Origin of the sequence: Citrobacter sp. BDA59-3 (assembly GCF_015167655.1) — a bacterium.
GTDB classification, from domain to species: Bacteria; Pseudomonadota; Gammaproteobacteria; order Enterobacterales; family Enterobacteriaceae; genus Phytobacter; species Phytobacter diazotrophicus.
The window spans coordinates 4,225,787-4,239,796 of the sequence record NZ_CP063427.1; the positions used below are offsets into that span (position 1 = coordinate 4,225,787).

Annotated in this window: 12 protein-coding genes; 7 read left to right on the plus strand and 5 right to left on the minus strand. The window is 56.8% G+C overall.

Annotated elements, in window-relative coordinates; all coding sequences use genetic code 11:
* Window positions 1-9: 9 nt before the first annotated feature.
* The 4 genes from hypF to IP582_RS19910 form a co-directional block, all read right to left on the minus strand.
* Complete coding sequence (gene hypF / locus IP582_RS19895) at window positions 10-2,241, minus strand: carbamoyltransferase HypF (RefSeq protein ID WP_193794222.1); 2,232 nt, start codon at window positions 2,239-2,241, stop codon at window positions 10-12.
* A 6-nt stretch (window positions 2,242-2,247) separates the two neighbouring features.
* Window positions 2,248-4,398, minus strand: a complete 2,151-nt coding sequence (fdhF, locus tag IP582_RS19900; protein WP_193794223.1) for a formate dehydrogenase subunit alpha — start codon at window positions 4,396-4,398, stop codon at window positions 2,248-2,250.
* A 34-nt stretch (window positions 4,399-4,432) separates the two neighbouring features.
* Complete coding sequence (hydN, locus tag IP582_RS19905; protein ID WP_193794224.1) at window positions 4,433-4,978, minus strand: electron transport protein HydN; 546 nt, start codon at window positions 4,976-4,978, stop codon at window positions 4,433-4,435.
* A gap of 133 nt (window positions 4,979-5,111) precedes the next feature.
* Window positions 5,112-6,125, minus strand: coding sequence for a LacI family DNA-binding transcriptional regulator (locus tag IP582_RS19910; protein ID WP_193794225.1), 1,014 nt, complete (start codon window positions 6,123-6,125; stop codon window positions 5,112-5,114).
* 253 nt (window positions 6,126-6,378) lie between these two features.
* Here IP582_RS19910 and ascF point away from each other — a divergent pair, with 253 nt between their 5' ends.
* Both ascF and IP582_RS19920 read left to right on the plus strand, forming a co-directional pair.
* Window positions 6,379-7,827 carry a PTS cellobiose/arbutin/salicin transporter subunit IIBC gene (ascF, locus tag IP582_RS19915; RefSeq protein ID WP_193794226.1) on the plus strand — a complete coding sequence of 483 codons (1,449 nt, stop codon included), beginning with the start codon at window positions 6,379-6,381 and terminating at the stop codon, window positions 7,825-7,827.
* Between the two features lie 12 nt (window positions 7,828-7,839).
* Window positions 7,840-9,264, plus strand: coding sequence for a 6-phospho-beta-glucosidase (locus tag IP582_RS19920; RefSeq protein ID WP_039077643.1), 1,425 nt, complete (start codon window positions 7,840-7,842; stop codon window positions 9,262-9,264).
* A 374-nt stretch (window positions 9,265-9,638) separates the two neighbouring features.
* On the opposite strand, the gene hycI is transcribed toward IP582_RS19920, so the two are convergent.
* Window positions 9,639-10,112: a hydrogenase maturation peptidase HycI gene (gene hycI, locus IP582_RS19925; protein WP_193794227.1), complete on the minus strand. Its 474-nt coding sequence runs from the start codon at window positions 10,110-10,112 to the stop codon at window positions 9,639-9,641.
* A 236-nt stretch (window positions 10,113-10,348) separates the two neighbouring features.
* Between hycI and hypA the strand changes: the two genes are divergently transcribed.
* From hypA to hypE, 5 genes are read left to right on the plus strand one after another with little or no spacing between them, the layout of a single operon-like run.
* Window positions 10,349-10,696, plus strand: coding sequence for a hydrogenase maturation nickel metallochaperone HypA (gene hypA, locus IP582_RS19930; protein WP_071194748.1), 348 nt, complete (start codon window positions 10,349-10,351; stop codon window positions 10,694-10,696).
* A gap of 3 nt (window positions 10,697-10,699) precedes the next feature.
* The gene (gene hypB, locus IP582_RS19935; protein WP_193794228.1) at window positions 10,700-11,572 is read left to right on the plus strand and encodes a hydrogenase nickel incorporation protein HypB; all 873 of its coding nucleotides are present in this window, start codon (window positions 10,700-10,702) and stop codon (window positions 11,570-11,572) included.
* Window positions 11,563-11,835 (plus strand): HypC/HybG/HupF family hydrogenase formation chaperone, encoded by a 273-nt coding sequence (locus IP582_RS19940; RefSeq protein ID WP_039077647.1) that lies wholly within the window; start codon window positions 11,563-11,565, stop codon window positions 11,833-11,835. The genes hypB and IP582_RS19940 overlap by 10 nt, the downstream gene beginning before the upstream one ends.
* Window positions 11,835-12,956: a hydrogenase formation protein HypD gene (hypD, locus tag IP582_RS19945; RefSeq protein WP_039077648.1), complete on the plus strand. Its 1,122-nt coding sequence runs from the start codon at window positions 11,835-11,837 to the stop codon at window positions 12,954-12,956. The genes IP582_RS19940 and hypD overlap by 1 nt, the downstream gene beginning before the upstream one ends.
* Complete coding sequence (gene hypE, locus IP582_RS19950; protein ID WP_110296181.1) at window positions 12,953-13,963, plus strand: hydrogenase expression/formation protein HypE; 1,011 nt, start codon at window positions 12,953-12,955, stop codon at window positions 13,961-13,963. The genes hypD and hypE overlap by 4 nt, the downstream gene beginning before the upstream one ends.
* The last annotated feature ends 47 nt before the right edge of the window (window positions 13,964-14,010 follow it).

Sequence of the window (14,010 nt, forward strand, 5' to 3'; positions counted from 1 at the left end):
GACGATGCCTCACCCCTGCGCCAGACACCGCGCGGCGGCGATAACCCCCTGCCCCAACGCGATTGCGCCATCGCCTGCGGGAAAACGCTGTGGGAAGAGCAACGTATAATCCGCAAGATAATGCGACAACCGGGCTTTCAGCAGACGGTTATGCAACACGCCGCCGCCAAAGGCGAGCGTGGCAATCTGCCGCGCATCCGCCTGCTTACGGGCAAGCTGCGCCAGGCCGCACGCCAGCGCATCGTGAAAGACCCAGGCACGCTGCGCGGCCGGTGCCTGCCATGCCAGCCATTGCTGCCAGAAGGTGGCTAAATCAAGCTGATTGCCATCAAGCGGCAGCGTGACCGGATGCGTAACATCCGCGCCGCCCATCGCCAGCGCTTCCAGTCGGCAGGCCGCCTCCCCCTCATAACTTAACTGCAGCGGCGCGCAGTCCAGCGCACAGGCGACGGCATCAAACAGCCGCCCGGTCGATGACGCCAGCGGCGCGTTGATATTGCGCGCTATGGCCCGCGCCAGCACAGGCCAGTTCTGTCGTTGCAGCACGGCGGTTTCCGGGAAATTCTGCCAGTCAGGGACAAACGCCAGCATCTGTGCCAGCAGATTGCGCCACGGCTGGGTTGCCGCCAGATCGCCGCCGGGGAGCGCCACGGCGGGCAACCCGCCCAAATACTCAACCTCGCGATAATTCACGCGCAGACATTCGCACCCCCACAGCGCCCCGTTCTCCCCCATGCCGATACCGTCCAGCGCCAGGGCAATCACATCTCCCCCGTCGCGTGGCCAGCCATGCTCTGCAAGCGTTGCCGCGATATGTGCGTGGTGGTGCAACACGGTGTGCTGCGAAAGCCCCGTCTCCTGTGCCCAGTGGGTGGCGCGATAGCCCGTGTGCGCGTCGGCGACCACCTGCTGTGGGGTAAAGTCATAAATCGTCTGCATCAGACGCAGGGCGTTACGCCACTGTGTCTCTACCCCTTCATCGGTTAAATCACCGAAATGCTGACTTAACACGGCGCTGTCATCCCGCACCAGGCAGAAGGTGTTTTTCATATCCGCCCCCAGACACAACATGGGCGGGATATGGCGAAATCCGGGCGGCAGTTGCACGGCATCCGGCACGTAACCACGCGAGCGGCGTAACATCTCGCCGCTCTCGCGTATCACCGAATCGTCCATACGCTGCACAATATCGCGGTTGTGCAGCAGAAACCCGTCCGCTATCTCTGCCAGGTCGTCAAGCGCCTGGCGATTTGTCAGCGCAGGCGGCTTGCCGCTCAGGTTGCCGGACGTCATCACCAGCGGGCGCTGCAACGCCTGGGCTAACAGATGTTGTAACGGATTGGCGGGCAGCATCACCCCCACCTCATCAAGCCCCGGAGCAATAGCCGGGCACAGTTCTGGCAGCAACGTTTTCGCCACCAGCACGATGGGTGCCGCGGGCGTGGTCAGCAAACGGGTGGCCGCTTCGCTCAGGCCGCTTGCTGAGGGGAGCATCACCGCCAGCGGTTTCGCCGGGCGATGCTTACGGGCACGCAGATGCTCCACCGCCGTCTGCCGCTGTGCGTCACATGCCAGATGAAAACCGCCGATACCTTTCACCGCAACGATACCGCCGGAGTTGAGCAGCGCAATGGCGGCCTGTAGCGCCGCCTCGCCAGTCAACTGCTGTTTTCCGCTGCGCCACTCAAGCTGCGGGCCGCACGCCGGGCAGGCAACGGGCTGGGCATGAAAACGGCGGTCAGCCGGATGGCGATACTCCGCCTCGCAGGCAGGGCACAGGGGAAATGCCGCCATCACGGTGTAGGGGCGGTCATAAGGCATGGCGTGAATAATGGTAAAACGCGGGCCGCAGTGGGTACAGTTGATAAATGGATAGCGATAGCGACGTTCTGTCGGGTCATTCATCTCCGCCAGACAGGCAGGACAGGTGGCGGCATCGGGAACAATTTGCGTATTCATCGTGCCGCCCGCGCTCTCGCGGATAGTAAAACTGAGCGGCGCTTGTGGCCACTGATAGGGCGTAACCTGCGTATCGTCAATGCGCGCCAGCGGCGGGCATTGCTGGTACAACAACGGGAGAAAACGGCGTTCATCGCCCCATAAGCGTACTTCGACGCCCTGGGCGTCATTACAGACATCACCGGTAAGATTGAGCTGTTGCGCCAGTTGCCAGACAAAGGGGCGGAAGCCCACCCCTTGTACTTTTCCATAGACGCGAATACAAACGCCGTTGTGGGTCATCGTTATTTATTGCAACGCTGCATGCCGCAAGCGTGTCTTCATCTGCTGATAGGTCGACTGAGTGTACTCCTCGGCCCAGGCCTGATCGTTGATCGCACTCACCCGCACCGCGCAATATTTGGTTTCCGGTGTTTTAGAGATGGGATCAAGATTATCCTGCGTCAGTTCATTACACGCGCCAATCCACCATTGATAAGTCATGTACACGCAACCGGTATTAACACGCTCATTAACATCGGCACGGCTGATGACTTTCCCCCTGCGTGACTCCACCCATACCAGTTGCCGGTTTTTAATTCCTAGCTGTGCGGCATCGTGCGGATTTATCTGCACGAAACCCGGCTCATCTGCGAGCGTTTGCAACGCCGCACAGTTACCGGTCATTGAGCGGCAGGAGTAATGGCCGACTTCGCGCACGGTGCTGAGCACCAGCGGGAAGTCCGCGTCCGGCACCTCGGCCGGGGCACGCCATGGCGCGGCGAACAGCAGGCCTTTCCCGTCCGGAGTATCGAATTTGTTATCTTTATACAGATAACGCGTTCCCGGATGATCCAGCGTCGGGCACGGCCACTGAACGTGTCCCATATCGCCCATTTTTTCGTAGGTTACGCCGTAGAACAGCGGGCACAGTTCGCGCATTTCGTCCCAGATTTGCTGGTTATTGTCGTAATGCATCGGGTAGCCCATTTCGGTAGCGATAAGGCTGATAATTTCCCAGTCACGCTTGACGTCATATTGCGGTTCGATGGCTTTTTCGAAACGCTGGAACCCGCGATCCGCACAGGTAAAGACGCCGCCGTGCTCGCCCCAGGAGGTAGCAGGCAGCAGCACATCCGCCTGTTCCGCGGTCTTGGTCATAAAGATGTCCTGTACGACCACAAAATCCAGCGCCTCAAAGCCTTTGCGCACCAGGCTGAGATCGGCTTCGGTCTGTAACGGATCTTCACCCATGATGTAATAGGCTTTAACTTTGCCTTCCAGCGCCAGATGCGGCACCTCGGTGATACGCACGCCGACTTTGTCATCCATTACCGCCGGATCGATTCCCCAGGCTTTGGCGAATTTGGCGCGGACATGCGGATCAACCACATCCTGGTAGCCAGGGAACTGGTTCGGGATCACACCCATGTCGCAGGCGCCCTGCACGTTGTTCTGCCCACGCACCGGGCCGACGCCGACGTTCTCACGCCCGAGGTTACCGGTCAGCAGCGCCAGGCTCGAAAGCCCTTTTACCACGTCCACCGCCTGACCAAATTGCGTAACGCCCATCCCCCACATAATGGTGGCGGTCGGCGCGGCGGCGTAAGTACGCATTGCTTCACGGACCTGGCGTGCCGGAACCCCCGTCAGATGTTCAACCGCTTCCGGCGCATAGTCTTTGACGATTTCCCGGTAGGCATCCAGCCCGGTGGTGAAGTTCGTGACGTAGCGCTGGTCGTAGAGTTTTTCTTCCAGCAGGACATAACCAAAGGCGTTCACCAGCGCCATGTTGCAGCCGTTTTTGAGCTGTAAATGTTGGTCAGCGATGCGTGCGGTTTCGATGCGGCGCGGATCGCAGACGATAATTTTCGCCCCGTTCTGTTTTGCTTTAACCACCCTTCTTGCCACAATTGGGTGCGAATCGGCACAGTTGTAGCCAAAGACAAGCAGGCAACGGGAGTTTTCGATATCGCCGATGGAGTTACTCATTGCGCCGTTGCCCAGGGTTTGCTGTAACCCGGCAACGGAAGGACCGTGACAAACACGTGCGCAGCAGTCGACGTTATTGGTATGTAAGACCCCTCGGGCAAATTTCTGCATCACGTAGTTGGTCTCATTGCCGGTGCCGCGAGATGAACCGGTGGTCATAATGGCGCGGGGGCCGAACTTGGCTTTGATTTCACTGAGCCGTTTTGCGGTATAGCGAATGGCCTCCTGCCAGCTCACCGGGGTGAGTTTACCGCCGCGCTCATAGCGGATCATCGGTTGTGTCAGGCGAGGCGTCAGCAGTTTGGTATCGTTAAGAAAATCCCAGCCGTAGTAGCCTTTCAGGCAAAGTTCGTTCTGGTTGGTTTCCCCGTCCGCCGCTTCGGCGCGGATAATTTTGTCATTATCCACGACCAGTTTCAGTTTGCAGCCAGCGCCGCAATAGGGACATACGCTCGTAATTTTTTTCATCAGTAACAGACCTGTTAAAAGTGAAAGTTATTTTTTAAAAACCCAGCGACACGGCACTTTCCAGCGCAGTGCGACGACGCTTCTCTTCGCTCATGTTTTCCAGTATTTCCCGGTCAACGCAGACCAGCGCCTTGGTCGGACATACGGAAATACAGGCCGGGCCACTTTCGTGTTGGTAGCATAAATCGCATTTGTTGGCTTCAGCCTTCTGCCCGGACATGGTCAGGCCGATGCCGTTATGGCGAACGACCGGGCGGACCACGACCTCCATGGCGCCGTAGGGACAGGCGACCACGCAGGTTTTGCAACCAATGCAGCGTTCCTGCATGACATGGACAAACCCTTTGTCGCGGCTGATGGCGCCATTCGGACAGACATTGGCGCAGGGTGCGTCTTCACACTGGCGGCAGAGTGTTGCCGTCGATACGTTGACGCCTTTGATAACGTGAATGCGGGGTAAAAAGATTTCAGGGGTAAGGGCCGCACAGTCCTGTTGTTCCTGATGTGAGACCACACAGGCAACTTCACAGGTGCGACAGCCAATACATTTACTGGCATCCGCCATAATAAAACGGTTCATCGTCTTCTCCAGCAATGAGTTTCATCACGCCGGATATACACGTTTCATGCCAGTTATTATGTCATTGTTATTTATCAGATTTTATAAGATGGCATCCTGTCATCGACAGAAGTGACGATGACAGTTGACGAGGTTAGCGTGTGGGGCCGGGAATGAGTGAATCACGTAACATTAATTCGCCAAGAAATGGCTGGTGGTAATTAAACTCACCGCCATCAAGCATAAAAATTAACCGCTCGATGGTTTCTTTAATCATCTCCGTGACCGGGATTTTAACGCTGGAGAGTGCGGGAATAACATACGGGGCAATGGCAATGTCATCAAATCCAATAACCGAAACCTGCGTGGGTACAGCGATTCCCCGCTCATCCAGTCTCTTCATGGCGCCAATCGCCATATCATCATTGCTCGCCACCAGCGCACTAAAACTGACACCCTTTGCCAGCAGCGTTTCCACGCCTGCCGCCCCGCTTTCCGGTGACCACTTCCCTTTTACAATCAACTCATTACGTAACGCAATGCCGTGCTGCGCCAGGGCGTCTTTATAGCCAGAAAGCCGCTCAATACCGGTCGGGGAATCCAGCGAGCCGGTAATAAATGCAATATCCTGATGCCCCATCGCAATTAATGTCGCCACCGCGTTAAAGCTGGAGGCTTTTTGATCGCACCAGACACAGTGGCTGCTGTTTTTACGTAATCGACGATTAAGCACCATAATGGGCTGACTGTGGCTTTTGACGATAGTGTCCATTTCATCGACGCTTAAAAAGCGCGGATAAATAATGATCGCATCGCATTTTAAATCGAGCAGATATTGAATCGCTTCGCGCTCTTCTTCAGCGCTGTGTTTACCGTCTGCCAGAATTAAACGCCGCCCCTGATCTTCGGTCATCCGCGCGGCATGAAACAGCAGCTCGCTAAAATAGACCCCGTGATACAACGTGTTGGTAACCACCAGCCCCAGCGTTTGCGTTTTGTTCGTCGCCAGACTGCGCGCCAGCAGGTTCGGGCGATATCCGCTCTCTTCGATCGCCTGAAACACCCGGTCTTTGGTCTCCTGGCTGACGTAGCCGTTGCCCGATAGCACACGGGAGACTGTCGCCTTCGACACCCCTGCCCGCTTTGCCACCTCAAGCATTGTGGTCATGTTGCTTATCCGTTTGATTTCGATGCCATGCAGTGTACTTCACCCACTAAAGAATGTCGCAATGGGATAAAAACGGTCAAAAAATATTAAGCGATCATCATCACAAAAATAGATAAAGATGAATTTTTGATCTTGTTTGAATACATGAAACTCATCATTATTTTGTGGAACCGGTTTCCTATCTGATGTTTCATTGCCTGCGTAAAACAGAGCAATGGAGCCGTACCTTATTGATAAAACAGGATATAACCCGATGTCGAAGAATTATGCGGCGCTTGCCGGCTCGGTGGTGAACGCGTTAGGTGGTGTTGACAACATCGCTGCCGTCACCCATTGCATGACGCGTCTGCGCTTCGTGGTGAAAGACGACGCCAAAATTGACAGCGCGACGCTCAAAGGCATTAGCGGCGTTATGGGCGTGGTACGCAACGACAGCCAGTGCCAGGTCATCATCGGCAATACGGTGTCGCATGCCTATCGTGAAGTGGTGACATTGCTGCCCGGCGATATGCAGCCCGCTCAACCGGTCGGTAAACAGAGGCTGACCCTTAAGCGCATTGGCGCAGGTATTCTCGATGCGCTGATCGGCACCATGTCACCGCTGATCCCGGCGATCATCGGCGGCTCGATGGTCAAACTGCTGGCGATGGTGCTGGAAATGTCCGGCCTGCTGCCAAAAGGTTCTTCAACGCTGACTATTCTGACGGTGATTGGCGACGGTGCCTTCTTCTTCCTGCCGCTGATGGTGGCCGCGTCTGCCGCCGTGAAATTTAAAACCAATATGTCGCTGGCGATTGCCATTGCGGGCGTGCTGGTACACCCAAGCTTTATCGAACTGATGGCGAAAGCCGCGCAGGGTGAGCATGTGGAGTTTGCGCTGGTGCCGGTGACGGCGGTGAAATACACCTACACCGTGATTCCGGCGCTGGTGATGACCTGGTGTCTGTCGTATATCGAACGTTGGGTGGACAAAATTACCCCGGCGGTGACGAAAAACTTCCTGAAACCGATGCTGATTGTGCTGATTGCCGCACCGCTGGCTATTGTGCTGATTGGCCCGCTGGGGATCTGGATTGGTAGCGCCATCTCCGCGCTGGTCTACACCATTCATGGCTATCTGGGCTGGTTGTCCGTTGCCATTATGGGCGCCCTGTGGCCGCTGCTGGTGATGACCGGGATGCACCGCGTATTTACTCCCACTATCATTCAAACCATTGCCGAAACAGGCAAAGAAGGCATGGTAATGCCGTCAGAGATTGGCGCTAACCTGTCGCTCGGCGGCTCGTCTCTGGCGGTGGCGTGGAAAACCAAAAACCCGGAGCTGCGCCAGACTGCCCTTGCGGCAGCGGCTTCGGCTATCCTGGCCGGTATCTCTGAACCGGCGCTGTACGGCGTGGCCGTTCGCCTGAAACGTCCGCTGATTGCGAGCCTGATAAGCGGCTTTATCTGCGGTGCCGTCGCGGGGATAGCCGGGCTTGCTAGCCACTCCATGGCGGCGCCGGGTCTGTTTACCAGCGTACAGTTTTTCGATCCGGCTAATCCAATGACCATTGTCTGGGTATTCGGCGTGATGGCGCTGGCGGTGGTGCTCTCCTTTGTTCTGACGTTGCTTCTCGGTTTTGAAGATATCCCGGTGGAAGCAGAGGCGCAGAAACCGCAGGCGGCAAACACAGCCGTTGTTCATGAAGCCCGGGCGCAATAAGCGAGGTAACGCATGTCTGTATTTCCGAAAGGATTTTTATGGGGCGGCGCCATTGCCGCCAACCAGGCCGAAGGGGCGTATCTGGAAGGCGGTAAAGGGTTAACCACCGTCGACACCATTCCCCACGGCGCGAACCGTCTGCCGGTGAAACTCGGTCTGGAAAAACGCTTCACTTTGCGTGAAGACGAATACTACCCCAGTCATCAGGCGATCGATTTCTACCATCGTTACAAGGAAGATATCGCGCTGATGGCGGAGATGGGCTTCACCGTCTTTCGTACCTCTATCGCATGGAGCCGCCTTTACCCGCAGGGTGATGAGCTGACGCCGAACGCCGAGGGCATCGCGTTTTACCGCGACATGTTCGCAGAGTGCAAAAAGTACGGTATCGAACCGCTGGTGACACTGTGCCACTTTGATGTGCCGATGCATTTGGTTACCGAATACGGTTCCTGGCGTAACCGCAAGATGGTGGCGTTTTTTACCCGCTACGCCCGCACCTGCTTTGAAGCCTTTGATGGTCTGGTGAAATACTGGCTGACCTTTAATGAAATCAACATCATGCTGCATAGCCCGTACTCCGGTGCCGGGCTGGTGTTTGAAGAGGGCGAAAATCAGGACCAGGTAAAATATCAGGCGGCGCACCACGAGCTGATTGCCAGCGCACTGGCGACCAAAATCGCCCATGAGGTGAACCCGGAAAATCAGGTGGGCTGCATGCTGGCAGGCGGCAATTTCTATCCCTACTCCTGTAAGCCGGAAGATGTGTGGACGGCGCTGGAAAAAGACCGGGAAAACCTGTTCTTTATTGATGTGCAGGCGCGCGGTGCCTATCCGGCCTACGCGGCCCGCGTGTTCCGCGAAAAAGGCGTCAGCATTGTAAAAGAAGCGGGTGACGACGAGATCCTGAAAAATACTGTTGATTTTGTGTCATTCAGCTATTACGCCTCGCGCTGCGCTTCTGCCGAAATGAATGCGCAAAATACCTCGGCGGCTAATATCGTCAAATCGCTGCGTAACCCGCATATTCAGGTAAGCGAATGGGGCTGGGGCATTGACCCGCTAGGCCTGCGTATCACGATGAATATGATGTATGACCGTTACCAGAAACCGCTGTTTCTGGTGGAGAACGGGCTGGGTGCAAAAGATGAATTCAATGCCCAGGGTGAAATAGAAGACGATTACCGTATTAGCTATCTGCGCGAGCATATCCGTGCCATGGGCGATGCCATTGAAGACGGTATTCCGGTGATGGGTTACACCACCTGGGGATGTATCGATCTGGTAGCGGCCTCCACCGGTGAGATGAGCAAGCGCTACGGGTTTATCTATGTTGACCGTGACGACGCAGGTAACGGTACGCTGGAGCGTAAGCGCAAAAAATCGTTCTGGTGGTACAAAAAAGTGATTGCCAGCAACGGGGCAGATTTGGACTAAGCGCTGCCGGTTATGTTGTAGATACTGTGAACGTCTTCAACCTTGTTATCCATGGCTGACCCGTTTTCCAGCATGACGACCACAGCGACATCTTTGTGCCCCCCTGTCGCAGGGCATGCAGCGAGGGGGTTGAGTCCCCTGGCACGTTCACGGGTTCTGTCGCGACAGAAAAGCAAGGAACATAAGGTGAACGGAATGACCATCAGAGCCGCATTTTCCCCCTCACCCTGGCCCTCTCCCTCAGGGAGAGGGGACCGTTCGTGCTCGCATTTTTGTGGGGATTCCTCACCCCACAGGGCGAGTGGACTATTTCGTGCGGCCTGAACGTCTGGTAGCCCGGATCAGGCGCTTGCGCCGCCATCCGGGACGGCCAACTACTCCTCTTCCCCGGCTTCCAGCAGCGCAAACCCACCGTTACCCTGCCAGGTGGCAAGGCGTGCATAGACAGTTTCGACGGCCTCTTTTACCGGGGGCGTCATCGGGTAATAAAAGCCGACGATATCCGGCTGAATACCGAGGAAAATCACCTCGCCCACATCCTCTTTTAACTGATCGATCAGGTAATTAAGCGGCATATTATGGGTGGTCATCAGGAACATCTCGGCAATATCGTCCGGATCGACAATACGAATCTCGCCAGGGTTTAGCCCCATGTCTGTCGCATCGACAATCAACAGTCTGTCGGGGCGAAGCTCGCGGATCGCTACGATGTCGTTTTCCGGCGCGCTGCCACCGTCAATCACCTGCCAGTTTCCGGGCGGAGTCCCCGCACACATCTCCGCCAGCAGCGGGCCTGCGCCATCGTCACCCATCATGCTGTTCCCCACACAGAGCAATACGTCCGTCACGTTCTCTCCTCGCCACCTGATGGTGGTGTTTACCCGATCAATAGATTGCCGCCTGGTCATTTTTGACGTCCGGGAAATGCGCGATCGTCATTTTCGTCATCAATGGAATGCCCGAAGCTATCAGCGGCGGCTATTTTGCCGGAAAACAATGTATTAGCGCCTTGATCCTCACCGCAATAAAGCGAATAACCCTGGCACTGTAATTGCAACACGCGCCTGATTAATGAGGAGGCAGTATGCATGAAATTACCTTGTGCCAGCGTGCGCTGGAGATTATTGAACAACAGGCGAAACAGCACGCCGCCAGGCGCGTAACTGAGGTCTGGATCAAAGTTGGCGCATTTTCTTGTGTAGAACCTGCCGCATTGACGTTTTGTTTTGATCTGGTCTGCCGTGGCACCCTGGCAGAGGGCTGTACACTGCACATCGAAGAACAACAGGCGGAGTGCTGGTGCGAAAGCTGCCAGCAATACGTGACCTTACTAAGCCAGCACGTGCGTCGCTGCCCGCAATGCAACAGCGACAATTTGCACATCGTCGCCGACGACGGCATGCAGATTCAGCGGCTGGAAATCGAGGAGTGAGCAATGTGTACGACATGTGGTTGTCAGGAAGGTAACCTCTATATCGAGGGCGACGAGCATAATCCCCATTCTGCGTTTCGCAGCGCGCCTTTTGCTCCCGCTGCCCGTCCGACAATGAAAATCACAGGCGTCAAGACCGACAATTTCAGCCCGACGGCGGCGGAAAATGGTGATTTACATTACGGCCACGGCGCAGCCGGAACCCATGCGCCAGGGATGAGCCAGCGGCGGATGCTGGAAGTGGAAATCGATGTGTTAGATAAAAACAATCGCATCGCCGCGCATAACCGCGCCCGCTTCGCCGCCAGACATCAGTTAGTGCTGAACCTGGTCTCCAGCCCCGGTTCCGGTAAAACCACCCTGCTGACCGAAACCCTGACCCGTCTCAACGCCCGTGTGCCTTGTGCGGTAATCGAAGGGGATCAGCAGACCGTTAACGATGCCGCGCGCATCCGCGAGACCGGCACCCCGGCGATTCAGGTCAATACCGGCAAGGGGTGTCATCTGGATGCGCAAATGATTGCCGACGCCACACCGCGCCTGCCGCTGGCGGACAATGGCATTCTGTTTATCGAAAACGTCGGCAACCTGGTGTGCCCGGCCAGTTTTGATCTCGGCGAACGTCACAAAGTCGCCGTGCTGTCGGTGACCGAAGGCGAAGACAAACCGCTGAAATACCCGCACATGTTTGCTGCGGCCTCCATCATGCTGCTCAATAAAATCGACCTGCTGCCTTACCTCAAATTTGATGTCGAAAAATGCCTCGCCTGCGCCCGCGAAGTGAACCCCTCTATCGAAATTTTTCTGGTTTCTGCCACCAGCGGTGAAGGTATGGACCGCTGGCTGGACTGGCTGGAGACCCAACGATGTGCATAGGCGTTCCGGGACAAATTAGCGCCATTGATGGTAATCAGGCGAAAGTCGATGTCTGCGGTATTCAGCGCGACGTCGACTTAACGCTGGTGGGCAGCACGGACGAAGCGGGGCATTCTCGCCTTGGGCAGTGGGTGCTGGTGCATGTGGGCTTCGCCATGAGCGTGATAAACGAAGACGAGGCCCGCGAGACACTGGCGGCACTACAAAATATGTACGATGTCGAGCCGGATGTTGGCGCGCTGCTGTTTGGTGAGGAGAGATAATGCGTTTTGTGGATGAATACCGCGCGCCGGAACAGGTCATGCAGCTTATCGCTCACTTAGGTGAGCGGGCCGCGCTGCTCACCTATACCGCGAAGCGCCCGCTACGGGTGATGGAAGTCTGTGGCGGCCACACCCATGCGATCTTTAAGTTCGGCCTCGATCAGTTATTGCCGGACAACATTGAGTTTATCCACGGGCCAGGCTGCCCGGTGTGCGTCCTGCCGATGGGGCGCATTGATACCTGCGTGGAGATCGCCAGCCATCCGGAAGTGATCTTCTGTACCTTCGGCGACGCGATGCGTGTACCGGGGAAAAACGGTTCTCTGCTGCAGGCGAAAGCGCGCGGCGCGGATGTGCGTATCGTTTACTCCCCGCTGGATGCGCTGACCCTGGCAAAGCAGAATCCACAGCGCAAAGTAGTCTTTTTTGGGCTCGGCTTCGAAACCACCATGCCCGCCACCGCCATCACGCTGCAACAGGCAAAATTGCAGGATGTGAGTAACTTTTTCTTTTTCTGCCAGCACATCACCATCATTCCGACCCTGCGCAGCCTGCTGGAGGAACCGGATAACGGTATCGACGCGTTTCTTGCGCCGGGTCACGTTAGCATGGTGATCGGCACCGATGCCTACGGTTTTATCGCCGGGGAGTTCCAGCGCCCGCTGGTGGTGGCCGGGTTTGAACCACTGGACCTGCTGCAAGGCGTATTGATGCTGGTCGAACAGAAAATCAGCGCCCGTCATCAGGTAGAAAACCAGTACCGTCGCGTGGTACCGGACGAAGGCAACCCTCTCGCGCAACAGGCCATTAGCGAGGTGTTTGAGGTCCGGGGCGATAGCGAATGGCGCGGACTGGGAATGATTGGCGACTCCGGGGTGCGCTTAACCGCGCCCTATCAGCGTTTTGATGCCGAAGCCCACTTTAATCCTGCGCCGCAGCAAGCCTGTGATGACCCACGCGCACGCTGCGGCGAAGTACTGACCGGCAAATGTAAGCCCCATCAGTGCCCGCTTTTCGGCAATACCTGTAACCCACAAACCGCGTTTGGCGCACTGATGGTCTCATCTGAGGGAGCCTGCGCCGCCTGGTATCAATATCGTGCTCAGGAGTGCGAAGTATGAATGAAGTCCAACTGGCGCACGGCAGCGGCGGACAGGCGATGCAACAGCTTATCAGCCAGCTTTTTATCGATGCGTTCGCGAACCCGTGGCTCAGTGAACAGGAAGATCAGGCGCGTCTCGATCTTGCGACTCTCGCCGCCAGCGGCGACCGACTGGCCTTTTCCACCGACAGCTACGTTATCGACCCGCTGTTCTTCCCCGGCGGCGATATCGGCAAGCTCTCCATTTGCGGCACGGCGAACGATGTGGCGGTAAGCGGCGCCGTTCCCCGCTATCTCTCCTGCGGGTTTATTCTTGAAGAAGGCCTGCCGATGGAGACCCTGAAAGCCGTGGTCACCAGCATGGCGGAAACCGCCCGCCGCGCGGATATCGCCATTGTTACCGGCGATACCAAAGTGGTGCAGCGCGGGGCGGCAGATAAGCTGTTTATCAATACGGCAGGCATTGGCGCTATTCCGGCCAATATCCGCTGGGGCGCCAGCACCCTTGAGGCCGGTGATGTGCTGCTGGTCAGCGGTACGCTCGGCGATCACGGTGCGACCATTCTCAATTTGCGCGAACAACTGGGGCTGGACGGCGAACTGACCAGCGACTGTGCGGTGTTAACCCCGTTGATTCAACAATTGCGCGATATTCCGGGCGTGAAAGCACTACGCGATGCGACGCGCGGCGGAGTCAACGCCGTGGTGCATGAGTTTGCCGCCGCCAGCGGTTATGGTATCGAACTTAACGAACGTGACCTGCCGGTGAAAACTGCGGTGCGCGGCGTGTGCGAGCTATTAGGGCTGGAAGCGCTGAATTTTGCTAACGAAGGCAAGCTGGTGATTGCTGTCCAGCGCCAGTCGGCGGAGCAGGTACTGGCTCAGTTACGCGCCCACCCGCTCGGCCAGGATGCCGCGATCATCGGCGAAGTGGTGGAGCGTAAAGGGGTGCGGCTGGCGGGCTTATACGGTGTGAAGCGTATTCTGGACTTACCGCACGCCGAGCCCCTGCCGCGGATTTGCTGATGCTGTCTCTGCGTGGAAGCGCCACGTTGCCCGCATTGGTCTGCACA

Excerpts from the sequence above, each read along its gene's own strand:
- hypB (WP_193794228.1), top strand. The coding sequence starts at position 10,700 with ATGTGTACGACATGTGGTTGTCAGGAAGGTAACCTCTATATCGAGGGC.
- fdhF (WP_193794223.1), bottom strand. The coding sequence starts at position 4,398 with ATGAAAAAAATTACGAGCGTATGTCCCTATTGCGGCGCTGGCTGCAAA.
- hypE (WP_110296181.1), top strand. The coding sequence starts at position 12,953 with ATGAATGAAGTCCAACTGGCGCACGGCAGCGGCGGACAGGCGATGCAA.
- hypF (WP_193794222.1), bottom strand. The coding sequence starts at position 2,241 with ATGACCCACAACGGCGTTTGTATTCGCGTCTATGGAAAAGTACAAGGG.
- IP582_RS19920 (WP_039077643.1), top strand. The coding sequence starts at position 7,840 with ATGTCTGTATTTCCGAAAGGATTTTTATGGGGCGGCGCCATTGCCGCC.
- hypA (WP_071194748.1), top strand. The coding sequence starts at position 10,349 with ATGCATGAAATTACCTTGTGCCAGCGTGCGCTGGAGATTATTGAACAA.
- ascF (WP_193794226.1), top strand. The coding sequence starts at position 6,379 with ATGTCGAAGAATTATGCGGCGCTTGCCGGCTCGGTGGTGAACGCGTTA.
- IP582_RS19910 (WP_193794225.1), bottom strand. The coding sequence starts at position 6,125 with ATGACCACAATGCTTGAGGTGGCAAAGCGGGCAGGGGTGTCGAAGGCG.
- IP582_RS19940 (WP_039077647.1), top strand. The coding sequence starts at position 11,563 with ATGTGCATAGGCGTTCCGGGACAAATTAGCGCCATTGATGGTAATCAG.
- hydN (WP_193794224.1), bottom strand. The coding sequence starts at position 4,978 with ATGAACCGTTTTATTATGGCGGATGCCAGTAAATGTATTGGCTGTCGC.
- hypD (WP_039077648.1), top strand. The coding sequence starts at position 11,835 with ATGCGTTTTGTGGATGAATACCGCGCGCCGGAACAGGTCATGCAGCTT.